This window comes from Rhizobium sp. NXC24 (assembly GCF_002944315.1).
Lineage (GTDB): Bacteria > Pseudomonadota > Alphaproteobacteria > Rhizobiales > Rhizobiaceae > Rhizobium.
The window spans coordinates 16,156-38,901 of record NZ_CP024313.1; the positions used below are offsets into that span (position 1 = coordinate 16,156).

17 protein-coding genes and 3 pseudogenes are annotated in these 22,746 nt (G+C 55.1%); 9 read left to right on the top strand and 11 right to left on the bottom strand.

The features are described from left to right. Window positions 1-183: 183 nt before the first annotated feature. The 3 genes from NXC24_RS21820 to NXC24_RS21830 are packed head-to-tail and all read right to left on the bottom strand — an operon-like array spanning window position 184 to window position 5,119. Complete coding sequence (locus NXC24_RS21820) at window positions 184-2,616, bottom strand: AAA family ATPase (protein ID WP_104825558.1); 2,433 nt, start codon at window positions 2,614-2,616, stop codon at window positions 184-186. After that, complete coding sequence (locus tag NXC24_RS21825) at window positions 2,613-3,221, bottom strand: hypothetical protein (protein WP_104825559.1); 609 nt, start codon at window positions 3,219-3,221, stop codon at window positions 2,613-2,615. Before NXC24_RS21825 ends, NXC24_RS21820 begins: the two co-directional genes overlap by 4 nt. Next, window positions 3,218-5,119 carry an SIR2 family protein gene (locus NXC24_RS21830; protein WP_104825560.1) on the bottom strand — a complete coding sequence of 634 codons (1,902 nt, stop codon included), beginning with the start codon at window positions 5,117-5,119 and terminating at the stop codon, window positions 3,218-3,220. Before NXC24_RS21830 ends, NXC24_RS21825 begins: the two co-directional genes overlap by 4 nt. Here NXC24_RS21830 and NXC24_RS21835 point away from each other — a divergent pair. Next, on the top strand, window positions 5,106-6,524 hold the full coding sequence (locus tag NXC24_RS21835; protein ID WP_158704523.1) for a DUF6035 family protein: 1,419 nt from the start codon (window positions 5,106-5,108) through the stop codon (window positions 6,522-6,524). The two genes, NXC24_RS21830 and NXC24_RS21835, sit on opposite strands and share 14 nt — an antisense overlap. A gap of 152 nt (window positions 6,525-6,676) precedes the next feature. Here the strand turns inward: NXC24_RS21835 and NXC24_RS21840 are convergent, their stop codons facing one another. From NXC24_RS21840 to NXC24_RS21850, 3 genes are read right to left on the bottom strand one after another with little or no spacing between them, the layout of a single operon-like run. Beyond that, a complete protein-coding gene (locus NXC24_RS21840) occupies window positions 6,677-7,816 on the bottom strand; it encodes a hypothetical protein (RefSeq protein WP_104825562.1) in 1,140 nt (379 codons plus the stop codon). 17 nt (window positions 7,817-7,833) lie between these two features. Continuing rightward, window positions 7,834-8,253 (bottom strand): ASCH domain-containing protein, encoded by a 420-nt coding sequence (locus NXC24_RS21845; protein WP_104825563.1) that lies wholly within the window; start codon window positions 8,251-8,253, stop codon window positions 7,834-7,836. Next, window positions 8,231-9,286: an EVE domain-containing protein gene (locus tag NXC24_RS21850; protein ID WP_104825564.1), complete on the bottom strand. Its 1,056-nt coding sequence runs from the start codon at window positions 9,284-9,286 to the stop codon at window positions 8,231-8,233. Before NXC24_RS21850 ends, NXC24_RS21845 begins: the two co-directional genes overlap by 23 nt. 277 nt (window positions 9,287-9,563) lie before the next feature. On the opposite strand from NXC24_RS21850, the gene NXC24_RS21855 reads away from it, so the two are divergent. The 3 genes and pseudogenes from NXC24_RS21855 to NXC24_RS35800 all read left to right on the top strand — a co-directional run. After that, on the top strand, window positions 9,564-10,886 hold the full coding sequence (locus tag NXC24_RS21855; protein WP_158704524.1) for a DUF4365 domain-containing protein: 1,323 nt from the start codon (window positions 9,564-9,566) through the stop codon (window positions 10,884-10,886). Next, window positions 10,870-12,366: a hypothetical protein gene (locus tag NXC24_RS21860; protein WP_245464044.1), complete on the top strand. Its 1,497-nt coding sequence runs from the start codon at window positions 10,870-10,872 to the stop codon at window positions 12,364-12,366. Before NXC24_RS21855 ends, NXC24_RS21860 begins: the two co-directional genes overlap by 17 nt. 188 nt (window positions 12,367-12,554) lie before the next feature. After that, a pseudogene (locus NXC24_RS35800) lies at window positions 12,555-12,666 on the top strand (isochorismatase family protein); the annotation flags it as partial. Window positions 12,667-12,817: 151 nt separating this feature from the next. Here NXC24_RS35800 and NXC24_RS35805 read toward each other — a convergent pair. The 4 genes and pseudogenes from NXC24_RS35805 to NXC24_RS21880 all read right to left on the bottom strand — a co-directional run. Beyond that, window positions 12,818-12,932: pseudogene (locus tag NXC24_RS35805) on the bottom strand (IS1595 family transposase); the annotation flags it as partial. A gap of 282 nt (window positions 12,933-13,214) precedes the next feature. Beyond that, on the bottom strand, window positions 13,215-13,958 hold the full coding sequence (locus tag NXC24_RS35810; RefSeq protein WP_104825567.1) for a 2OG-Fe dioxygenase family protein: 744 nt from the start codon (window positions 13,956-13,958) through the stop codon (window positions 13,215-13,217). Next, window positions 13,955-15,193, bottom strand: a complete 1,239-nt coding sequence (locus tag NXC24_RS35815; RefSeq protein ID WP_104825568.1) for an argininosuccinate synthase-related protein — start codon at window positions 15,191-15,193, stop codon at window positions 13,955-13,957. The genes NXC24_RS35810 and NXC24_RS35815 overlap by 4 nt, the downstream gene beginning before the upstream one ends. 3 nt (window positions 15,194-15,196) lie before the next feature. After that, window positions 15,197-16,129 (bottom strand): DMT family transporter, encoded by a 933-nt coding sequence (locus NXC24_RS21880; protein WP_245464045.1) that lies wholly within the window; start codon window positions 16,127-16,129, stop codon window positions 15,197-15,199. A 908-nt stretch (window positions 16,130-17,037) separates the two neighbouring features. Here NXC24_RS21880 and NXC24_RS21885 point away from each other — a divergent pair. Further along, window positions 17,038-17,479 (top strand): annotated as a pseudogene (locus tag NXC24_RS21885) (ISKra4 family transposase); the annotation flags it as partial. Between the two features lie 811 nt (window positions 17,480-18,290). After that, entirely contained in the window at window positions 18,291-19,484 is a 1,194-nt protein-coding gene (locus NXC24_RS21895) for a hypothetical protein (RefSeq protein ID WP_245464046.1), read from the top strand. Between the two features lie 203 nt (window positions 19,485-19,687). Here NXC24_RS21895 and NXC24_RS35820 read toward each other — a convergent pair whose 3' ends face one another. Continuing rightward, on the bottom strand, window positions 19,688-19,906 hold the full coding sequence (locus NXC24_RS35820; protein WP_245464047.1) for a hypothetical protein: 219 nt from the start codon (window positions 19,904-19,906) through the stop codon (window positions 19,688-19,690). Between the two features lie 891 nt (window positions 19,907-20,797). Here NXC24_RS35820 and NXC24_RS21905 point away from each other — a divergent pair. The 3 genes from NXC24_RS21905 to NXC24_RS21915 all read left to right on the top strand — a co-directional run bounded on the left by NXC24_RS21905 (window position 20,798) and on the right by NXC24_RS21915 (window position 22,524). After that, window positions 20,798-21,454 carry a DUF938 domain-containing protein gene (locus NXC24_RS21905; protein WP_104825569.1) on the top strand — a complete coding sequence of 219 codons (657 nt, stop codon included), beginning with the start codon at window positions 20,798-20,800 and terminating at the stop codon, window positions 21,452-21,454. 31 nt (window positions 21,455-21,485) lie between these two features. Beyond that, window positions 21,486-21,872 (top strand): hypothetical protein, encoded by a 387-nt coding sequence (locus tag NXC24_RS21910; RefSeq protein ID WP_104825570.1) that lies wholly within the window; start codon window positions 21,486-21,488, stop codon window positions 21,870-21,872. A 430-nt stretch (window positions 21,873-22,302) separates the two neighbouring features. Continuing rightward, window positions 22,303-22,524: a hypothetical protein gene (locus NXC24_RS21915; RefSeq protein ID WP_104825571.1), complete on the top strand. Its 222-nt coding sequence runs from the start codon at window positions 22,303-22,305 to the stop codon at window positions 22,522-22,524. The last annotated feature ends 222 nt before the right edge of the window (window positions 22,525-22,746 follow it).

Here is a 22,746-nt window from a genome sequence, read left to right on the forward strand (position 1 = left end):
CTGGTGGCCACGGTCTGAAACATCTCTAGGCGGGTCAGCTGTCCCGAGTCGGAGCCGGCTGACCTGTGCTTGTGCCTGCTCTTAGTGTTAGAGCCGCCGCGACCGACAACCCTCGCGGACCAGGTCGAAGGATGACACTACGGGGAGCGCCTTTAAGCGCAAACTTCGTGCCACGGCAATGTCTTATGCCGCGACGGCGTCCACCAAGTATGTGAGAAGGTCGGGATCGACCGTAGTAGGTTCGCCGGCCGTCCTACGAAGTTCGACTGCAAGGAGCCTGTCTTTCTCGAACGAAGGACTGAGCTCTAGCTTGAGATAATCGAACAACGTCCGCTCATGAACGGCGATAACCACCTTCGTTCCATGAGCGCGCGAAATCGTTCGCAGCAGCGCTGCAAACTGCGCGACGTGAACCTCGTCCATATTCTGAACCGGATCATCAAGTACAAGCCACGGAATTCTCGCGCCAACGGAGAAATGGAGTGCGAGAAACAGCGTTAATGCCGCCGTGTTCAGATTTCCGGCACTCAACATCGATCCTGGCGTTCCACCCTTCTTGCCATTCCGATGCACGGTTTCGAGTTTGGCGAAATCCTTGGAATCCGAGCCGGGTACCTTGAAGGCTGGAACAAATGGCTCGGTAGGGGCAAGACGTACAAATAGGTCTCGCCAGAGCGTGTTGAGCGACTCGTTGAAAACGCGTCTAACGATCTTGGTTCGAGCTTCCTGCGCAGTATCGGCGATGGTCTTTGCTTGCCCTTTCAACTTCTCCAGTTCGGCCACCGCCCCCACTAGGACCGCGCGCGTCTCTCGCGCCTTTTCAAGATTTGCCGCTGCTTGTTTTCGACGCTTGTCGATCGAGATAACTGTAAGAGCCGACTGTATGGCGGTCCCGCGGTGCGCCTGAAGAGAAGTTGCCTGTTCGACTTCAATCTCGGCCTGGGCTGTTAGTGCGGAGACTATAATGTGAAAGGGTTCTCGGGCGAGATCGCTTCGTGCCATTTCCCCGGCCATGCGAATGGCAGCATCTAAAAGCTCCGATGCCCCGCGATCCCTTTCGCGAAAACTTGCCAGCCGACCCTTCAGTTCAGCCTCGTCGGCAAGAAGGATAGTGCCGTTTATTGCCGGCTGCCACAGCCTGGCCAATGTGACCTTGCCTTCAGCGAAGTCGGCCTGTGCGTTTATCCAGTCCAATCTTAGCTCGTCGGAAATCCGTTTGGCAGTCTCAGAAGCGAGTTCGCGCCGAAGCTGAGCAACGCGGCTTGTTGATGTGGTCTTTTCCGACGCGAGGGCCGTTAAGCGGGCTGCGTCGTCAGTTAGCTTCGCGATACTTTTTTGTACATGAAGAGACAGACGTTCATCCGGTGATACCTGTGAGAAATCCCGCCCACACACGGGGCAATCGTCGGTGTGAATATGAGGTAGAAGCGTTGCAAGGGCGCTCGCGAACTGACCGGCGTCCTGCGCAAGTCCTGAAATCTGGGAGTCGACGAGCAGCCCCCGCGCTTCCTCCTTCGCGATGTTGTCGCTGAGTTCGTATTCTTTCTTTTTTGCCGCTTCGTCGTTTTCCAGAAGCGTCTCAATACGGGCTAGTTCGTTTGCGATCCGCCTCTCAGCTTCCTCGGCGGCGGTCATCGGGTCGGTCGAAGACCAGGAGGGCAGGTCCGGAAAGTGGACGCGGAGAGAGACGATCAGTTCCTCCAATTCGGCGCCCGTCGTGGTTCGCCAGTCGTTTGCGGCCTCTCGCGCCGTTTGTTCGTTCGCTTCTACCTGGGCGCGCTCTTGAGATCCTGAATCGCTTGGTAGCTTCGACCAGGCACTTGTGAGCGACCGGAGATCGTTCAGACGACGGGTTGCCTCCACGGCAACGCCTTCGGTACCCACGTTGCCAAGCAGGGCGGTTAGGTTTTCGAGGTCGAACCCATCTGAGGGTTCATCGGGTAACAGTTCATTCAATGCGGCATGAACTTTTCCAAGCTCTTCGGTGCGAGTTTTATCCTGGGTCGCAAGTTCGGCCCTAAGTAGTGCAATTTCCTGGTCTGTTCGCTCGATCCGGCTCTCAAAAGCTCGATATTCCGGCACTAGATTTTTTGTCCGAGCTTTATGTCCCGCGTCGTGAAGACCATCGATTAGGGCATCGAGCTGGCTCAGGCCGAGCAGATCTTTCACAAATTGAGTCAGGGCACTCTCGCCATCCTCGACTTTCGATTTCTGATAGATGTCGAGAAGGCGGCCGAGCATCGATTGCGCAAGATAGCACCGCTCGCTGAAAAATTTGCCATCGTCGCCGTCAAGGTACGGTGTGCCGGCGATGCGGCCGTTCTCGATCATAAAGCTGCCACGATCATCCACGGGACCAAGAGGTCCTTCGATAACGACCTTGGCGTGTTGAGCCCCTTCGTGAACCACATGCCGCGCAAAATTCGCATCGTCTTCTCTCATCGACCTGACGTTGCCAGTCAGAGCGAGCTCGAGGGCCGACAGGACACTAGTCTTTCCGGTTCCGTTGGGGCCATGGATCAGGATGATAGGTGCATCGAGTGGAACTCGAATTGTCCCCGAGATGCTTCGGAAGTCAGTGATGGACAGGCGATGGACATCGTCGAGGCTGCTCATTGGTCACCCTCATCGGTTTCAAGTTTCTTTTCGGCGGTGTTGAAAGGTGCCGTTAGTTGCCGTTTCAACTCAAATTTGACAGCGGCAGCTCCGCGTGGAGACGCTTCAACGACCGATTTTCTTAACTGGGGATCTATAGACGCGGGTAGGAGCTGGATCATTTCCCCGAGAGGATCGGCGGCTATCCCTGTCTGCGGAGCTATTGGCAATGGCAAAAGTACGGAAAGCCAATCACGCAGCAGCTCGTCGTCCTTCGTACCAGTCGGAGTGCCAACTGGTAGAACGCGACAGACTTTCGAAATTGACTCGAGGGCGCTTTCGGCTGGCCGCGGACCCGTGAGGATTGCGGTAACCGGTCGTCGGGAACCAACCACATCCAGAGCCCGCCCGAGTCCGCCAATTTTCTGACGTGTGCGCTGAATATCCTCAGCAATAGTATCGATGACGATTACGAGGTCTGGATTCTTGTCCTGCCCGATCAGAACAGCGGAGAACTCAAAAGGGACGTTTCCGATCTTTAGAGGAGCGGGCACGCGCCGAAATGCTTTCGAGCCTTCGAGGATCGCGACAATCTGCTCAACGGGTGCCAGTGTAGTGGGTGTCATAGCGTTGCCTCTTCCTTGAGCCTCGCCAATATCTCGTCGGTACTCGTGGCATTGACTATAAGCTCTTTGAAGCTGAACTCGCGATAGCTGCTTTCCGCATCGCCCCGCCCAAACCGTGACGACGGGCTCGTTTGTCGGCGAGCAATGCGGGCGGAACAAACGGCGACGATTGTGTCGCTATCGGTTTCATTTATGACGCCTTCGCCAATAAGCTTCGACAGCGTTTCATTGTTCGAGACTACGAACATTTTCTGCTGCTTTCCAGCCGCGCCGGAAATTGAGAAGCTACCCATGTTCGCATCGCCGGTGACCGGTGTGATTTGCCATCCGTCCACTTCCGTCGCTCGACCAGCGATCCCGAGAAACACTCCCAGTTCCGGCATGTTCGACATCTGGACATAAGGATCGTTGGCCATTTGCCCAATAGGCAGCACCCCAACCGGGCCGTAGATGCCTTTGGCTAGGCCGCCGATCTCCCCGCGGAAAATCGAAAGGTTTCGTGTGATCCCGGCGACCAGCGCGTTCATGAACGCTCGCTTGTCGTCGCTGGTGTCACCCGCCTTGGATGCGACCCGATCTCTCGCGCCGATGACTCCCTCTATGATCTTCGCCCGCTCCCCCGCGGCCAATTGTGATGCATCGACGAGCTCGATCAACTTAGCAAACTTCTGACCCAGCACGCTCAGAACCAATGCCGTCAGAAGTGGTTTTCCGTAAGCAGGGATTTTTGCCGCTTTTTCGATTTCGAACTGGCGATCGTCATAATCGTCCTGATAGACGCTCTTGAGCATAGTCCCCTGCTCGGCGCCGAGCTCATCGCCCGCAAATACATAAGCGGGTGGATGCGAAGGCCAGCCGCGCTTCAGCATCGCGCGGTCGACCGAAAATATGTCCTTGATGTTGGAATCCTGGGCCGAAAGGCCAATCATCAGAGTACGGTGCGTGACGCTCAGTCCTTCCAGCTGATTTTTCATGAGCGCGAATTTTGGATCGTTCGGCCAATCCGTAATCTGCTGGTCCCGACCTACGATGTACTCGCGATACTGCGCTTCCTGGCGCTTAGCCTGGATGGCGCATCCATGAAATTTATGAAGTAGGGCTCGCCCGCCTGCGCCCGGGATATCTTCCGCTCTCACCAGCACGGCAACCAACGTTTCATTGCCATCGGACAGGGTCGCCACCGCTTTTTCTACCAAGCCGTCCCAGTTGGCCGATGCGACTTTCGGAAACACACCCTCCAGAACCAATACTGCAACCGCTGTATGCTCACAGTCCGGCTCGAGGTTATCGTCAGCGTAAGTTCCTCGGACATCGACGATGTCCCACACCAAATGGTCCGATGGATGTCCCTGTATTCGTATGTCGAGTAGTAGTGCGTATTTGCCGACGAGGCGCTCAACAATGATGTCTATATTTGCCCAAGTTGTCGGATCTGCCTCCTGATCAACCGCAGCTTTTTCGCCAGGGGTCAAAGCGAGGCCTAGCGCTTTGTCCAGTGCGCGTTTGTATGTTCCGTCGCCGGTTTCACCTCTTGCATTAGCTGACAGGTAATCCAGCACGCGTCTCGCGACCACGCGCAGGTCAGCCACTCTTTCCCTCGAAATTCCCGACCCCAACCAGAGCGCGTATTCGGCTTTCGCAACGCCAACCGCGACTTCCAGAAACTCTTCGTCGAGAAGTTTCAGGGTCTCCAACACGGAGATATTTATCGCCGTAATCTTCTTTGGAATTTCCAAGATTTGTGCCCCCATGCGAAGCACTATAAGCTCAATTCGTGCTAAGATTGCAAGCAATTGATGTTGGCGCGGGCGCATTTCACGTGCCCCGCCTTTCGGTTCGTTGCACGCTTTCCGCAGTATTTGTGGGTGGCTGAGGAACGGGTGAATGCGCAGGAACATTACGGTTGACCCGCTGGCCTATGCCGATCCGGTGCAAAATCCAGAAATCACAGAGATCCTTGATCTTGCTAGCGGCGAAGTCCTCGACGCGGTTCAGTGGATTTCCGGCCGGCGCTACGATCATTTGATCGCGGACCGCGTCTCGATCCGCGAGAACTTGTCCAGCGTTCCGCGCTTCAGCTGCGCTCTCTGCCCGACCCCTGTGTATCTCGTGTCATCGCCCGAAAAGCGCTTCTTCTTCCGCCATAAGAGCGAAGACGGATCGTGCCCAGCGAAGACCCGATCAGCCTTGTCGCGGGAAGAAATCCAAGCCCTGAAATACCATGGACAACGCGAGAGCGAAGCGCACAAAGCCGCCAAATCTCGCATTATCCGGAGCCTTGCTGCGGATCCTACCAACAGCGACATCTACACGGAACGGCAATGGCGTTCAAGCCTGAAGCCCGGGAGCCGTCGGCAGCCGGATGTGCAGGCGCAGACCGTTTTCGGCCGCGTCGCTTTCGAGGTGCAGCTTTCAACCACGTTTCTCGATGTCGTGGCCGAGCGCCGTTCCTTTTATCGTCAGGAGGGCGCTTTGCTGATCTGGATGATGGCGGGCTTCAATCCGGAAGATCGTCGTCTGACTACTGACGACCTGCTATTCTCAAATAACTCGAACATATTGGTCGTCGATGAGGAGACGGCGCAGCTGTCGGAGCGAGAAGGCTTGTTCCACGTCCGTTGTCACTATCGCGTACCGGAAGTGAATGCTGGCAAGCTGAAGGACCGGTGGCGGGATGAGATCGTCGCCTTTAGAGATCTGATAGTAGATTTCGAAAAGCAAACCGCTTGGGCATTTGATTATGCCGGCCAAGCCAACTTGCTGCTGCGGCAGCGGGAAGCGACCCGGCTGGGAGGCGAGGACGACCTGCGCCAGCGGATTTGTTCGTTTTGGCTCGCTCGAAATCAAAAGACGCCCGAGACGGTGTCGCAGGTTGAGACGTGGCAAAACCTTATTGGGGAGCTTTCTGCAAGCGGAGTGCCCGCCCCAATCGGCGATCGCTATGACCGCGCGATTACCGGCCTCATGAATGGGGTTTTGAGCGCGCGTGAGAAGACACCGGTGGGATGGGATTTCAAACATCTTATCCAGGTCGTTCACCGCATCTGCGATGGGTACCCAGAACACGCGCTGACAATGGGCGTCGCGCTTCGGGAATATGAATGCGAAGACTTGATCAAAGCCCAGGATAAAAAGGGAAAATGGGCGAAACGATCGCACGCTATGCGACAAGCGATTCTGAATGGTGATGAGCGCTTTCTGCCCGATTCCGGGACGTTGCCATTTCTGAAATTCATGTTTCCGGCAATCGGCGCGCGAGTCGAAAGGTTTCTTGCCTCGGGTTTGGGGAGGTCGCAGTTCTAAATTTAATTCCCAGGAGCTGGGAGCCCAATATCACTTGCTTAAACTATTCGCCTCGTATGAGAAACCTGTAAGATTCATCTACGATTGGGTGAATGATAACCCGTGCGCCGGCTTAGAGGCCGATCGATTTCGGCAAAGTCATTCTTCGTAATTCACCGAAGGGCTCTCGAGGAGAGTCTTACCAGTTGCGCCACCTTTCGCTCGAGCCAGGTCCACAAACCGCTCCAAGCAATTAGCCAAAGCGCAGCCAGTACTACGCACCAGACGGCGACGGAGCCGCCAAAGCCCCAATATTTTTCGCCCCAATTGCCGAGCACGCCACCGATTGCTCCCAGCAAAACTACGCCGATCATGTAGAAAAGTAGGCCAGGCGTGCTGGCCTGGAAGCTGGCAAACGCTGTGAAGTCTCCAATCGGATCGTCGGGACTGCCTTCTTTCCAATGATAAATCATCAAGCGAGAGAGAAGGCGCTCTTCTTCGGCTGCTTGTTTAGTGGAGATAGCCCTTCCGCGCAGGTATGACGCCCAGAGTTTGGCTTCCAGTCGCCGCACCTTGCGCAATGGCGCATGCTGGGTGATTAGGGAGTGTCCGAGTTCCCGGATCAGAAAGTAGTGTACGCGGGTGATTTTGAAGGGGTTGGCCTGCGCCTTCTTCCTGATCGATGGTGGGTAGCTACGTTGTTCGTTGAGGCGGAGTTCAGTCAGTTCCAGTCGCTGTGTCGAACTGACAAAGATGCTACCTTGGCCGTCGATCTCCTGTGTAAAAAGGCTCTTGGAAGCGCCGATTAGATGCAGGCGCAGACGAATGTATTGATCTCCTTTGCCAGCAGATCGCAGGCGTTGGCAAATTTTCTCCGTAAAGACCAGAGTGCAGCCTGGCCCCTTGATACCGTCTTCCACGGGGGCTACTTTGACATCCGTACCGACTGCCACCTTGTGGACCGTAACGAAAGGCTCACCATTCGATATGGTGGTGTATTTGAGGTCTGTCTCTTCTCCAATCTCCACGACCGTGTTGAAGACGGCGTCGAGCGTTTGAGCGAAGGTCATGACCTCGCTTAGGTCATTGACCTGAGCGATCCCGATAGGTACGGGCAAATAAAAATAGATGCGCTTCAGCAGATGAACGTCAGACAGGCGCAATCCCATGTCCAGGAAGTTCGTCTTGGATGGGGTGTCTCGCCACAGGTTGAAGTGGATTTCAAGGCGAGGCTGCTCCGGCGCGCCATCCTGCGGTGGCTGAGTGCCATGTACCTGCTCAGGCTCATACCAAATCGCCAGGGTGCCATTCATCTTGTTTAAAGACCTTCTCAGACCGCCAGGCTGAGCTGACCAGTCGAAGGTCGGCCGAGCTCGTCGCTCACATACATGTAGGACTGGGGTGGGGTGAAGTTCTCGATTACGTCGGAAGGGTCGAGCGGGCTGTCGTAACGGCGGACATCTCCGACCGCGAGGGCGAAACTCCGTGTCCGCCCCGAGAAGTATTCGTCGAAGAAGTGCTTCGATATTCCGGAGAAGTCAGAGGTCAGCGCCCAAAGCTCGTCGGGCGTCTCGCAGAGGATTTCCTCGACGTCAAACTCGCCGATGATTTGTCCGATGGGCCGCGTCACGTAAACAACTACCGTCTTCACGTCTTTCGAACGGTAGATGCTTTTACGAAATTCGAAGCGCTTGGTGCCTTCAAAGATCTTCTCCGCAAATTCCGGCTTAATTGACAATAAGACTTTCATCGACCTCACCCAGTTGAAGAATGGTAGCAAATTGGTCATCGGTCAGAGGCCTAAGGTCCCACCGAGGAAACTCGCTGACGCCTACAACATTCATCAAAGCACCGCGAGTGGGACGCTTCGCGAAAGCGGCGTTGTATGTCATTTTGGCGACATAAAGGGGCTTGCCGTCCGCATAGCGATCCAGGAGCTCTTTCTCGCTGAAAACGCTATGGTCCTTCGCAAAGGCTACGAACTCGTTGCCGTCCTTAAAGTCCCTGCGGGAGTAGGTCTCTTCGATTACGCAAACGGACGTTGCGACAGACCTGTAGAAGGCCTTCCCTGAAATATCGGTCGTTCTATAGAAAACGACGAGATCGCCTTTCTTCATCCGCGTGAGGATCAAGCCCGCGATGTATACCTTGTGGATGGTGTTCGTGTGAGGGACGTCTTCCTCTGAGTTGGGATCTTCCGTTTTCAGGATGGAATCAGGCAGAAGGGCAGTGTGGTATGCCGGCTTTATCGCCAACAGCCATTTAGCTTTCCCTTCGGTCTGCATGAAGGGATAGTCCTTGACGATGTCTCCGACCGTGGTTTCGAGCGACCGCAGCAGCACGAGCTCCTCCCCGTTCGGGGTCGTCTTTATGCCTTTTTGCTCGAAGCCATAGCGTTGGAACAGCTTTATCAGCGAGGTGTGCGTATCGAATACGGTAACGTAGACTTCAGCAACGTCTTCGAGGATAGCATGGTCGAAAATGCGCTTGATGATCCGCTCGCCGAGCTTAGTGCCCTTGGCGTTCACCTTGAGTGTGCCAACCTTGAGCCTTTTCTTGGCAGGTAGGGGAGGCTGCACGTCAGTGATCTTGCCGGTCTCGACCTTGATGTACAGAAAGCCCCGAATTCCGTTCCCATTTTCCTCGTCGATAACGTAAACCGGCTCCTGTGCCTTCTTCTTAAACCAATTGGAAAACTCACTGTATTGAGCTTTCAGGCTATCAAAGAATTTGTCGTTAAGGTCGACGTCTTTAAACTTAGTTGGGCGTAACGTTTGGCCCATGCGTCTCTCCCCGATTCGCTTCCACCAACCATATCAAGCCGCTGCGAAACACAATATGCTCATGCAATTTGAAGTCGTTATTTTCCCCGAGGCTTTTAGATAGGCCTTTCGGAATTGGCGATGCTGTAGCAAATTGGCTAAATGCACTTCTAATCCCTGTCTGATCTGCATCTTGGCCTAAGAAAACTGGGCAAGGCTGCGGCAACGCTCTGGTTTTTGCCGACGGTTCCTCCTATGTTCTCGTTCGGGGATCTGCTCGGGCTTAACAGGGAAAATCGTGAAAAAGCTGCATCGGAATCAGCTAGCGGGAGAGGAAGGCGTCCACCGGTTCTCCGCTCGTGTTCTGAATGTCGGCATTGCTTTTCATCCGACCGGGGCTTTGGATGCCGGTATCGACGGCTTTCTCGAACTGCGCGATGCCGAGACCGGTGAGGTTAGGGCGCAGTACATTGCCGCTCAGCTCAAGACAGTCGATCAACTCGCGGAGGACAACGGCGAGACTTTTGCCTACCGGCCAGAGCAGCGAGACTTGGACTACTGGCTCAATTCGAACGTCCCGGTCATCTTGGTCGTTATTCATCGAACGAGCGACCTCATCTGCTGGAAGTCTGTCCAGAGCTACTTCCAAGTTCCGGAAAACACGCAATCCCGAAAGATCGTCTTCGATCGGGAGAAGGATTCGCTGACGGAAACGACTGCACCTCGCTTGGCTGCACTTGTTGCTGAGTTCGCCCGTCCAGGAATGGTGGTGCCGTCCCTTCGTTCTGTAGAGCTGCTCGAAACTAACCTCCTGAAGGCAAGCTTTCCGTTTAGGATCCAACTTGCATCGACCGACCTTGACATGACGGATGTCAGGAAGGCCCTCCTAATTAAAGAGGAGCGACCGCCCATCGACTGGATCGTCCACAACGGACACATTGTTTCCTTTCGCGACCTGGGAGGTCCCCTTTTCGAACGGGCCTGTGATCAAGGAAGCGTGGACATCGTTGAGACGGAGGAATGGTTCAGTTCCGACGATGAGGTTACGAAACGGCTTTTCGTCCAATTGCTTAACCGATGCCTTGGCGAGCGCTTGCGGGAGCGGCTAGTCTTTGACCGACCAAAAAAATACTACTTTTTCAAAGGTCATCTGAAGAAGCGCGATAAGGTCGTTTACACCTTCCGAGATCGGCACGGCGACGGCAAGCGGGCCGTAGTAACCCAGCATGGAAGGAAGTTGGATGGCACAGGCGCCGCATACGTCCGGCACGCAGCGTTCTTTCCCCGGTTTTTAGAGATCGATGGAGAATGGTACCTCGCAGTCGATCCGACCTATCACTTCACGCGCGACGGCTTGATCGAATACGAATATGGCGCCGAACGACTCACAACGATCAAGATGTTCGAGACGAACTCAAATGTTCGCGGCCATCTTCGCGTGTGGCGGGCCCTACTGACAGAGCAGGGTGATCTGCTCCACTACGAGTACCCTTATCTCAGCTTCGACCCCGTGGAGCCTCTTTCCCACGAGTTTGGGGTGCCCGACGAGCTCTGGGGCAGCCGCGAAGATTCTGATCTGATAAAGGCAAGGAAGGCGGGCCAGATTGAGTTCGATCTTTAAACTGCAGCACATCGGCGAGCCGCTGCTGGAGTTCGGCAGTGAAGGGCGGCACATGGACGTGCGCTTTGGTCTGATCGACCATGGGCCAGTTGATTTCAGCCTGGATCGGACGAAGACAGTAAAGGTCGGAGTGATCGGGAGCTCCCGCACCGTCGATGGTCTGCGTGAATGGTTCCGGCGCTGCGAAAGCATAGTCCCGGCCAAACAAAGCCGCCAGCCAAACTTATTCCCGGCTTTTCCTGGCAGCGGCATCGGAGGCCCCTTCCGTTGCTGGTTCGAAATTGATGATCAGCACCAGCGCATTCTGGCCACTTCCAGTATCTCGGACGTGGTGAGGGAAATTGCCGATGAGACCGCGATCAAGAAGGCGGTGGACCTTTTCATAGAGGAAATCCGCGACTTATCGCAGCTGGATCGACCACCGCACGTCATCGTTTGCGCCTTGCCTATAGAAATCATCGAGCGCGTGAAAAACCTTAGAATTGCGGAGGAAGAGGCTCTTGGAAGCGGAGGTACTGGCGACAGCGAAGATGCGGACGACCCGGAAAACGGTCTTTACGAGGACTTTCGGGGTGCCCTGAAGGCAGCATCGATGCCGATGAAGATTCCGATTCAGCTTATCTGGCCATCGACATACGACAACAGCGCGATCATCAAGCGAAAGCTCGCTCGCCTGTCCGATCGCCGGGTCCAGGATGAAGCCACGAGAGCGTGGAACTTCTTCTGCGCCCTCTACTACAAGGCCGGTGGCACCCCTTGGCGAATGATTAGAGATCGTAAGAGCTACGACACGACCTATCTCGGCATAAGCTTTTTCCAGGACCTTTCGCGCGGTTCGTTGCGGACGAGCTCCGCACAGCTGTTTGATGAACGCGGAGAGGGCCTCATTCTTAAGGGAGGCACTGCTCTTGAGGACAAGCACGACCGTAACCCGTATCTCAGCCGGGATGACGCCCACTCCCTGTTGAAAAGATCGTTGGGGGCTTACAAGCGCGAGCACGCCAACTACCCCGCGCGATTGGTGATCCATAAGAGCTCGAGATTCCACGATGATGAGCTTGAAGGACTGAATGCGGCCCTGGATGAAGCTGGGGTGACCATGGCAGACTTCATTTGGATGCCGCGACGGTCGCCAATAAAGCTGGTAAGGCAGGGGGACTACCCGCCATTGCGGGGAACCGCGATGCGCGTCGATCAAGATTCCTCGCTTCTTTATACGCGGGGTAGCGTGGATTTCTTCGCCACGTATCCCGGAATGTACGTGCCGAACCCTTTAATACTGCGCTGCCAACGCCGAGATCGGACCGAATGGGATGCCCTTCTCCATGAGACAATGGCTCTCACGAAGATGAACTGGAACAATACCCAGTTCGATGGAGCGCTGCCGATAACCATGCGGGCTGCCCGTCAGGTGGGAGAAATCCTGAAGTACATTCCGGATGGAGTAGAAGCCGATCCGCGCTATCGGTTCTATATGTGATGGCCAACTTGACCTGAAGGATCCCTTCGACTTCTAGGCAAATTCGGAACTCGTTGAAATATCAACGGGTCATGGGTATCGCCGAGCGTCAATAGGAGGGTCAGAGGTTCGTATCCGTTCAAGGCGGCAGAAATGGACATCTATTCTGGCGGTGGAGGTCGTCGACACCGGTTCATTCATTCTGCCAAGATCAGCAGCTTCGCCAACATGGCATTCCCCATCTCATCATCGTCGGCTGCTGAAAATACCTGCATCGGATCCACGGCCCGCTACGGCGTGGAACTCGGCTATCACGTGACCTCTTTCGCAACGCGACCCCGGACCTGCACACACGAGATGATGCAGCCGCCCATCGTCGATCGGGTACAGATCCATCGCCGAGGCAGCTTAGCGGGTGCGGCGTTGTCGTGCCGGAGCGCTGGCGATAGCATCTTCTGATAGAATGGGTTTAACAGATCTTGCCATCCGGCCACACCATGATTTCCAGCACTCTCCGGCAATCTTCTTCATTTCGGAAGCCAGCTCATTTCTTCAACGGTCCGGATGTTGGAAAGCGTTGCGAGCAGCGTCCAAACATTCCCATCCTTCGGATCCCAGAGATACCCGTGGGAGGCCCTTGACCGCGATCAATTGCTGTTTGTTTGTTATAAGGGCCGCGTTTGATAACACGCTCTTGTTGCTCAAAATGCAAGAAATCTATCCTGCCCGTTGTTTTTTGCAGCAGGAAAAGCAGAGAGGATCTCACGTTCAATTTCGTATTCAAGCTCACTGAAAATGGTCTTGGCGCTCTTGGCATTAGGGACGTTCGCTACTCCGATTTTCGCAACGTGCTCAGGTTCGGACCTGATTCATAGTTTCTCGAAGGCGATGACAAGGACGTCACGATATGCGAACGGCATTTTCGGATTGTCGGTCACGATCGATGATACATCATGAAACGTCTTGCGGTCGTTGCAGATCACAAAATCATTTGGAAGGTTCATTTCGACATCGCCGAGTAACCGCTTTGAGGCATCAGTAATCGTGCTCATACCGCCGGTCACGTTAACTCGCGCGATCATGTAAGAAACGATGAAATCCACCCCGTCCTGGTGAAGGCCTTCGGGTGCTGGTTTGCCGTTTACACCGTCGCGTGCAACAATCCGGTAGGGATGAAGCTTAATATTCCAACGATCATGTCCTGCGGTTTCACATAGAATTCTGCAGAAACCTGTCAGAATCTTGTTTAAGATGGGATGATCTATAAAGGATTGTTCAAAGGGCTCGAAGTAGCGCTTGAAGCCGCCATTCAAGTGGTTGATGGCTTTCGATTGCTCGTAAGGGGCATGCGGAAGGAGCCGGAAAATTCCCTCCACTGCGTCATATTCAAACGCACCATAGCGCCGGTAGCGATAGGTCCCACCGTCACGCATGTATTCATCGAGAAGCAGTCGATTCCAATGGTCAGCCAAGTTGTTCCAGCCAGCATCAATTTCGATGCCGAAGCCGGCTTCGCTGCGCTCACCTCTCGAAAACCACCATCCATTTGTCGCCAGATGATCAGTGCATTCTTGACGGAAGCTGCATAGCCCCTGGGGTGCGACCTTTTTCATGGATGTCTCCCGTCTTGGCGATGGCGAGGGGGAAGTTTAGAGGACGCTTGATGCCTCGCGGCTTGATGTTCCCAAAGGTGGCGGTTCGTAATGTATTTCGGTGTGCTGGCTATGATGGACCGAGGCAAAAAGCGCGTGTTGTCGACTATGTAGCTGACGCTTCCGCTGACGCCCTCGAGTGCGGACGCTATGGCCCGATCGCACATCCTGTGAATAGTACTGCCCCATGCACCTGAAACCGCCTCCTGGGACCAGGCTTGCTCAAGCCCTTGCTTCAACACGATTGATCCGACACCAAGGGAAGCGGTCTCGAGGTGCCGCAGCGCGTCCATGATGATGGCCGCCGCGGGCGCCTCGCGAACCTCGAGAACCTTTTCACCGGTTGAGATGTGTTCGAGCCCGACAAAGCGGCCGTGTCCGAATTTACCAACTGTTTTATTCAGGAGCGGGATTGTGTCGATCAGTGCAATGTCACGGTCGTCAATTGAGACGAGATTTCCGTCAATAAACCCCAGTTTGATCTCTACCGGCTGCTGCGCGGCAATGTTACGCGTCCACTCAAATGCCTCTTCCGGGATAGAAAAGTTTTCGGGATCGTCCAAAGGTCCAGATTCGAATTCCCGGCACCAGAGGTTTTCGTCCCCGCTCCACGTGCGGTCCGTCACAAAGGTCAGTCCGAACTTGGAGAGGGCGGCGGCCTTCTGCTGCCGGGAAATCACCGAGTATTCATACGGACTGCCGAAGTTACCGGAAAATCCCGAGCGCTTGATGCTATTGTTAAGGCGGGGAAGGCTATTCTGCGAAAGATTTGCTGTATGAAGAAGTAGCCGTGAGCCGATTGACGTTGCATAAGCAACAATCAACGAGGCGATTATAGGACGGCTCAAAGAACTGCTTAACGGATAGCTGGCAAGGTACTTGGCGTGGGCCCGAATGGCGGGTTTCACGCCTTGTTCGACAAAAGCTTCCCGCCCTTCGAGACAGACAAAGCGCGCGCCGAACCTTGCTGCCGTCTGTTCCAGCAAAGGCTTGTCGATGGACGTTCCGACATCTGCGGCGACAGCTTCAACATTTGCAAAGCCAAGGCTTTGCAGCTTGTAGAGAAGGTAGGTGCTGTCGAGACCGCCGCTGAACATGGTTGCAACTGGTGCGTTTCGGTCAGGAAAAGCCTCCAGATCTTCGAAACTCAAAATGCCGCCGACAGATGGTTTGATCGAAATTGAGACAAGGTTCATTTGTCAGGTCCTACTTTCAAAAAAGATGCCGGCAGAGGTTCCGGCGAGGATGAGGCCGGCACCTATCAAGCCCGTTGCGGTCAATGATTCTGTCAGGAGAAGGTGGGCGAGGACGAAACCAAAAAAGGGTTCTGTTCCCATCAACAAACCAACCCGTGTCGGCGTCGATTTTCTGACCGCGGCGTTTTGAATGTAGAATGCAGCGATGGTGCAGAAGAGTGAAAGGAAAGCGACAGCGCCCCAAAACTGAAGGGTGGCCTTCACAATAAGGCCGTGGATTCCGAATTGATCGACGGCCAAAACGAAAGTGAGTGTTGCCACCGCCGATCCCTGAATGGCCGTCAGTGCCGCAGACGAAATCTGCCGGCCGACCAGAAGGCGTTTGGTGGAAACGGCCATAATCGCTCGCAGTATCGCAGCCCCCAGCACGAGCGCGTCACCCGGACTGAACTTGCCGATCCCACCAGTGAGAATGCCGACACCGATGCAGGATATGGCAGCACTTGCCAATATGCCCGTAGGTGGAAGTCGCCCTGATAGCCCATAGTCAATGATCGGCGTGAAAATTACACAAAGCGAAATGATCAAGGCCGTGTTCATGGCGCTTGTTGATGCAACACCGTAAGTTTCAGCAATAAAAATCGAAAAAAGTATTGTTCCCAGTATGATGCCACGGATGCAATCGCCCCAAGAGATCAATGCGATCTCATGTCTTGCCACCACTGTCATAAAGATCGTGGTAATCAGAAAACGATAAAGAATGAGGATCAAAACCGGCGCATAGAATAGTGCGCCTTTCGCGACCGGATAGCTCGCACCCCAAACGAATGCGACACCCAGTACGGCCACGTCGGCCAAGAAGGATGAGGTCGGTGACCTCCAGGCACTTTCGAAAACGTTCACGTTCAAGTAGCCTTTGTGCTGGCCATCATCCATCCTACTGTGCAGAACGAGTGCAAACAGATTAGGCGATCCACCTAACGTCGGCATCGCGGAACCGTCAGGCCTTGCTCGAGGCGCTCATCGATGTCCACCCTTGGACCTCATTAAGCGGCGGGACGATCGAGCGACTTGTTGTCCAGTCGTTGCCCGCGTCGCGAGATTTTGGCGTCTCCATATGCAGTAGGGGGATTGTCTGGTTACAAGCTCGGCCATTCCGCTTGCAGCCGAGGGGCGGATTCGCATGCGCAGATCTTGCAGTAGCGACTGCCGGAAGCTGTTCATGGAGGAACTCCTGCAGGTTCGTGCCATACGGTATTTGTGATTCGACGAGGCAAATGCCGTGCCATCCAGAAAACCCCTTTTGGACAACATGATCGCTTTGATGGGCAGTGTTTCATACCCAACATTGTCAGAAGGCCGACAATGAGTCCGACTGCCCGGCATGCAACCGAACGCTGTGATCCTGTTATCCGGACGGGTTTCCCGCTGCAGCCCGGCTTGGCAATTCATTAGGGACCTGTCGAAAATGAGAAGTCGAAGGCAAGAAAGCTTCCGGCTCGCAGAGCGGTCCGAACGAGGTCGGCGCGGTCTCTAAGCCTCGCCCATGACTTCCAAGAGCTTCACTCAGACGGAGGTCCTCGTCGCAGATTCTCACATTGCCGTACGCGGTCCTTGCGTCGGCAAACCATCCCACCTCAGCAGAAGCGAAATCAATTCAACCTGTATGTTATCGTCAATAATGCGCTCATTCCGGAATTCTCCAACACGTCGGACAGCACGTTGCCTGTGATGGCAAGGGCATATTCAATGTTGGTCAAGGCGCAGGAGCGGGATTCTCTGATGGTCTTATACGGCTACGCCCGTCGGACTGAAGCCAAGCGGGACTGGGAAAAACGTGGGGTATCCTTGACTGGTTTCATCTATCGATGCGGCTGCGGCACATTGAACAGGCCTTGGAGGGCATCAAGTATCTCCAGGATCTGAACGTCTATCTCCGAGACGTTGCGGTGCATGTGCCAAGGCTTCGACATCTCCTACGGAGTGGATATGTCCGAGAGGCAACCGAGGCCGTAAAGCAGATGCTTGCCCAATTGGATCAGCACGCCGGGCTGCGCGATGCGAACGGCAAAGTCAGGCGACTATATGAACTGATCACAATTTTCGCACCTACGTGATCCAGAACGAAGCTTCGATCGTCAACTACTGCCAGCGGTACTGGTCGGGCTTGCCGATTCTAGCTCACCTGCTGAAAGTGCTGCCAACAGCCTCGTCAATGCCCGCATGCACAAAAAGCGTCAGATGCGTTGGTCGCCGATTGGCGCTCATCGCGTTCTTCAAGTCTGAGCCGCCGTTGCGGATGGTCGACTTAAGCAGGCAAAATCTTGCGGCGTGACCCCCAGTTTTCCCGCTCCCTGGATTGGCTGTCTTGGCAGATCACTCAGCCATTTGCTCGTGTCATCGAACGGCTCGGCGGCTGCCAATGCCGTTGTACTGGAGTTTATCGCCCGTGCTTTCCCATTTGGTCATTATGGGAACGCAGCCATGGCAGGAGTGTTTTCATGCTTGCCGATGGCGACGAGGACCGATTCGCAGAGGACGGTTTTGAAGAATGGCGCTCTGGCTGTTGGCCTGATTTGTCGCGCTACGCCAAGGACAGGAGTGAAACTGCCCGCGAAGACCTTAATACGCATTCTACCATCCATTGCTTAGATCATTGCGATCCAACCAATCAATTTTACCGATCTTTCGGAGATGCTTATTAGAGAGGTCAAAACTGAAAATCACCGCTTAGAAAAGAACTGGAGCTTTGCGTGTCTACTGGAGTGCGGTGAGAATATCTTGGGAAATTCATCTCGAACCGTCGGAGCCATAGGTCGCTCAAAAAATCAGCGCATGGTTGGCGGTTTGATTTCTGCCTTTGGTGCATTCGATCGATCATACGCCCGTTAATGCTCGGTCACCCGTCGTCGACGTCTGCCTACATGTCGGCGCACTTTGCATCTCATCGTCATTCCATTCCTTTTGTCGACAGCATTGCTTCGGCGCAGACTATTGCCCTGACGATCATTGGTAGAGCGCAAGCGGACTGGGGTTGTCGGTCTGGCTTTGTGAGTAGGCAAGCCCTTTTGCTTATCCATAGGAGAATTGCCGGAGCATGACAGTAAATATGAAGATAGATCGGATAGTTGGGATCGATGTGGCCCGGTCATGTGCGATTTTCCTGGCCATGGGCAGTCACGTCTTGGCGGTGTCCAAATTAGCAGACTTTCTTAAGGAGCCCTATGTTGATGGTCTTAAATTATTGATGGCGCTTTCAACGCCAACCTTCATTGTTCTTTTCGGAACGATGCTTGAAGTCGTATACAGGCCACGATTTGATACCGACAAGCGCAGTATATCGATCGCTCCTCTGTGGTCGCGGGCCATTCAATGCTGGCTGCTATACAGTCTTTCCGTCGTCGTTCTTTTTTTTGCCAAGTCGGAATACTCGTTATTCTTTTCCATATCGACGATCTTCATGCTGGGGGTAACCCCGTTCACTGACATTCTGAAGTTTTACGCAATCGCGCTGACTGTGGCTCCCGCCCTATTATGGACGCGCAATCGCCTGGGCCTCGTTCCGCTTCTGATCCTGGGCGTCGCCATTCACATTCTTCATCCGGTCTTGCGCGGGCTGCCAAGTCCCGTAGTATTTGGCTTGCCAACGGAAGTGGACCGCCTCGCGATGTTCCTGTTCGGAATAGGGGGAGCCAAGCTCGGCGGCCCCTCCGTCCTGCATGGCATGACGCTTGTCATATCCGGAATGGCGCTCGGGAAAATCCTGATGGGCTCGGCTTCGGGTGTGGCCGCAGGGATGACTCGGCGCGCTTGGCTTGTGCTCCTTGGCACCGGGCTGTCGCTCATCGCGGGCGCGTGGATACTCGATAGCGAAACGAAGAGAGGCCTTGGGAACATGGCCATGCGACTCGACAGCCATCCGCTTTACTTCGCCGCCGGCGTTGTCGGTGCTTTTGCCATTACGGCCGCCGCTGTCCTGCTTACCTTGCGCCAGTCGGTTGCGCCGACCTCGCTGTGGAGGTCGCTGACGTTCTTCGGTCGCACGAGCCTCTTCACCTTCGCCTTTGGCAACATGCTGCTCTATTGCGTGCAATTTGAACCAACCACCATAACCCAGTCGGCTCTGCTCACAGTGCTCCTGATGGTGGCGATTACGTTGCTGAGCTTCTGTTTCGACAGAGCATCGCAGCAGGACGGCCGGGTGGCGAAGACCGTTTCCGGCGTCCAAACCTCCATCCACCGACTGGCGACGATGTTGTCAGACCAAGGATCGCGTTTGATTGCCAGATGAAAACGCTGTCGCTGGTTCATGGCGCGCTTGGGTCGGTAGGCGGGTCGTCAGGTTGGATGTTTTCGGCTTCACGCCAGACCTTCAGCAAGCGCTCCAGATTGGAGCGGTTGCCCGTGTAACTGCAGCCGATGGAGCGCGCCGCTCCCACAGCATGCTCGATCATGCCCTTTCGCAGCATCTCAAGACCGGTGCGACCGCCGAGGCTATCGCTTTCCTGAAGGAGAAACCGGTAAACCGTTAAAAGCTTCGAACAGTTGCGCGAGACCGCCAAGCAGCTGACCATCATCGCCGATTTGCCATTTTGGAAAGCGCACATCTCGCTTTGCTCCTTCGAGCCCGAGAATTTCATAACGCTTGCGCTTTCTGTTCACCGTCTCACGAGTGGCGCTGATCTCATCGGCGAACTCGTCCGCAGACAACATCTCGGGCCCCTGAGGATTTCAGCGACACGCTCGGCGCCGCGCTGCTTTGCGGCCGCGAGGGCAATGTTCAGCGCGTCCTTCTGAGGGGCGATCTCTTCAATCTGAATTTCAGGCTCTTCGTCCGCCGATCGTATGACATATGTCATGAACGGTGCCGCCCGTGTTTTTGGTGCGCTTGACACCTTCGGACACGCCAGAAAGCACGCGCGCTGCGGTCGCGCGGGCCTCCGCTTTTTCTCAAAGAGCGGCTCCCATCTGCCTGCATATCCGGTGATAAGATACCTACGGCGCTCGTTGCGCTTGCGGGAACCGCCTTTTTTCAGCATAGCCATAGGGCACCTCCAACGGAAATATGCGCTATCTCGTCAACTTCGTCAGCTTGAGGCTTGAGGGCGCCGCGACGACCACTGGTGTAGGAGGTAAGGATGGAAGTGTGGCGAACAAGTTGGAATGTCCGCCTATATGCCCTTTTGGTTCCCCTCGGGATGACAATCAGCCCGATCTGACTGGCTGATCTGAACACAAGATCAGATCGGGGTCGGGTGAGGCGCACCCCTTCGGCATTAGATTACATGAGGTGTGAACAGCGACGGACGCTCTGGCAGAGTGAGGCTGCACCAAAGCACCCGCTCAGGAGGGGCAGATTATGGACACCCACCCATCAGCCAACTGCTGTCAGCACTGATCTTGGCGCAATTTTTGTGTCATTGGAACCGGGTTCCAGCGCCTCGGGGACAGCAATCAAACGCTCTATGAGCAATCTCGACCTCTTTGGGGTCGATCCTGACTTCAACGCCGCTGTCGATGGCTTCCTCTCCGAACTCCTCGCCCAACCCGTCTAATTCCATCCGGTTCGACGAAGGTGGCGAGCCAAATACCAAGGAGACCAGTATGACCCAAGTTGATCAGCGCCCAGACATCGATCCATATCCCTTGAGCCCCTATGTCGCGTGGGCCGGCAATCGTAACAAAGATCCCATCCTAACAGCATTCAAGGAAATCTTCCCAGCGTCGGGCAAGGTTCTTGAATTAGCGAGCGGCGCGGGCCTTCACATCAATTATTTCGCTCCGCATTTCTCCGGCGTGCATTTCCTGCCGTCCGACTATGATACTGATGTTTTCGATACGATCGAATCGAAGCGCGCGGACGCTGGCAACAGCAATGTCGCCGATCCTATTTGCATAGATCTCACCGATCCATCTACCTTTCCCGACCCGAAGGACCAGACCTTCGACGTGATCTTCGTGATCAACCTCTTTCAAGTGGCCCGGGTGTCGATCCAGGAAGGCATTGCTCGCCTCGCGTCGTCGGTCCTCGCGGCGGATGGCTTTGTGGCAATCTATGGCCCGTTCAAGCGCGACGGCCACTATACGACAGGCTCGAACGAAGCTTTCGATAAGGAAATCCTAGCCGCTGGTGTGACCGAATGGGGTCTCAAGGACATCGGCGAACTGGAAAAGGCCGCGGCTCCGCACGGCCTGAAGCTCGCCCGCACGCTTGACCTGCCAGCGAATAATTTCATCCTGATCTTCGATCGTGTCTGCTGACCGAGGAGACTTCTTGTGGCGAAGGCCCCCGGTGTTCGGAGCCAAACAGGGGCTTGGTGCCGCGCTTGCGCGGCGCTTTGCCGCTGAAGGACTCGCAATCGTAATCGCCGCGCCCCAGGAGTTGCAAAGCTGCAAGAAGGCCTACTGGCTGATGTCAACGGTTGAGGTGATTGTTGCCGACCCGACCCAGCCTGATGAGGTTGAGTACGTGCTGAACGACTCGGTGCAATCGAACTCATCGCGTTTAATGTCGGCGAAAACCGGGCTGCATCGACCTTGCAACTTGACGAACAGACATTCGAGGACTTTTGGCGGCAAAATCCCAAAGCCGGTTGTGTCGTGGCAAGAGCTAGCGTTAAGCGTTTCATCCCGAAAGGCGGCGGTGCGCTTCTGTTCACAGGCGCGACCGCGTCACTGAAAGCTAGGCCGCCCTGACACTGTCGCGGTGGCCAAGGCAGGATTGCGTGCGGTAGCGCAAGGCTTGGCCTGTGAGTTCGGGCCTACTGCCGCTCGAGAGCCGGGAAGACGCACGGCTGACGGAGGTTTCTGTCAGTTCCTGGGTGGTTTGACAAAAATCGAGATCGAAAACGAGTTTCCAAGAATGCTCGACGGCTCCGACGCCTTCGACTCGCAATTTTCGGTCACCAGACGGAGTGGGGGCTTTGGAGTTACCTGTTCCTCAGGACGGATTCTCCCGCCTTAGCAATGGTGGGTTTAGCCTTATAACTGGCTCAGTAGCCAGCCTCCTCGCGTAGAAGAACAGTCTCTCGTCGATTTTCCTCCAATTTTTCGCGATTGGCCGAACCATCCGATGTCGCCATCGTTAGGACCTGAGAAGGAGAACTGTCATGAACAAGTTCACAGAAGGCCTGAACGACCGCCCTAAGAGTTCCACCATCGCCCAGAGCGGCGCGGGCCTTCCGGAGGGTTCTGGCCAGCCTGTGCAGGCGACCGAAGAGGAAGCGCTACGCATCCGAGCAAAGTTGACAAAGGAAAGGGATCTCGATCGGAGGAATGATGCCGACGATCTGGTCGAGCAGCTCGCTCGTCCGAAGCACGGCACCGCCTGATGCCAGGAGCTTTCACCTCGATCAGCATATTTACTTCGACCTCGATAGCGGGCACCAATCCTTGTTCGGCACAACGGATATCCGATGAGAACGAGTTTCGTATCCCTTCTGAAAACACCCCGAACTTGGAAAAGAATGTCGAAGCGAGTTTGTTGCTCATGTGGCGGCTGGTGCTCTGCGATAGCGCAATCGTAAAGAACGGGTTCCGCGGCCGAGCCTCAG

Bases quoted from the DNA above. Each gene is read 5' to 3' on its own strand.
- NXC24_RS21830 (WP_104825560.1), bottom strand. From the start codon at position 5,119: ATGTTCCTGCGCATTCACCCGTTCCTCAGCCACCCACAAATACTGCGG.
- NXC24_RS35815 (WP_104825568.1), bottom strand. From the start codon at position 15,193: ATGAACCTTGTCTCAATTTCGATCAAACCATCTGTCGGCGGCATTTTG.
- NXC24_RS21835 (WP_158704523.1), top strand. From the start codon at position 5,106: ATGCGCAGGAACATTACGGTTGACCCGCTGGCCTATGCCGATCCGGTG.
- NXC24_RS21850 (WP_104825564.1), bottom strand. From the start codon at position 9,286: ATGGGCCAAACGTTACGCCCAACTAAGTTTAAAGACGTCGACCTTAAC.
- NXC24_RS21820 (WP_104825558.1), bottom strand. From the start codon at position 2,616: ATGAGCAGCCTCGACGATGTCCATCGCCTGTCCATCACTGACTTCCGA.
- NXC24_RS21845 (WP_104825563.1), bottom strand. From the start codon at position 8,253: ATGAAAGTCTTATTGTCAATTAAGCCGGAATTTGCGGAGAAGATCTTT.
- NXC24_RS21880 (WP_245464045.1), bottom strand. From the start codon at position 16,129: ATGGATGATGGCCAGCACAAAGGCTACTTGAACGTGAACGTTTTCGAA.
- NXC24_RS35810 (WP_104825567.1), bottom strand. From the start codon at position 13,958: ATGAAAAAGGTCGCACCCCAGGGGCTATGCAGCTTCCGTCAAGAATGC.
- NXC24_RS21905 (WP_104825569.1), top strand. From the start codon at position 20,798: ATGACCCAAGTTGATCAGCGCCCAGACATCGATCCATATCCCTTGAGC.
- NXC24_RS35820 (WP_245464047.1), bottom strand. From the start codon at position 19,906: ATGTTGTCTGCGGACGAGTTCGCCGATGAGATCAGCGCCACTCGTGAG.
- NXC24_RS21825 (WP_104825559.1), bottom strand. From the start codon at position 3,221: ATGACACCCACTACACTGGCACCCGTTGAGCAGATTGTCGCGATCCTC.
- NXC24_RS21915 (WP_104825571.1), top strand. From the start codon at position 22,303: ATGAACAAGTTCACAGAAGGCCTGAACGACCGCCCTAAGAGTTCCACC.
- NXC24_RS21840 (WP_104825562.1), bottom strand. From the start codon at position 7,816: ATGAATGGCACCCTGGCGATTTGGTATGAGCCTGAGCAGGTACATGGC.
- NXC24_RS21895 (WP_245464046.1), top strand. From the start codon at position 18,291: ATGACAGTAAATATGAAGATAGATCGGATAGTTGGGATCGATGTGGCC.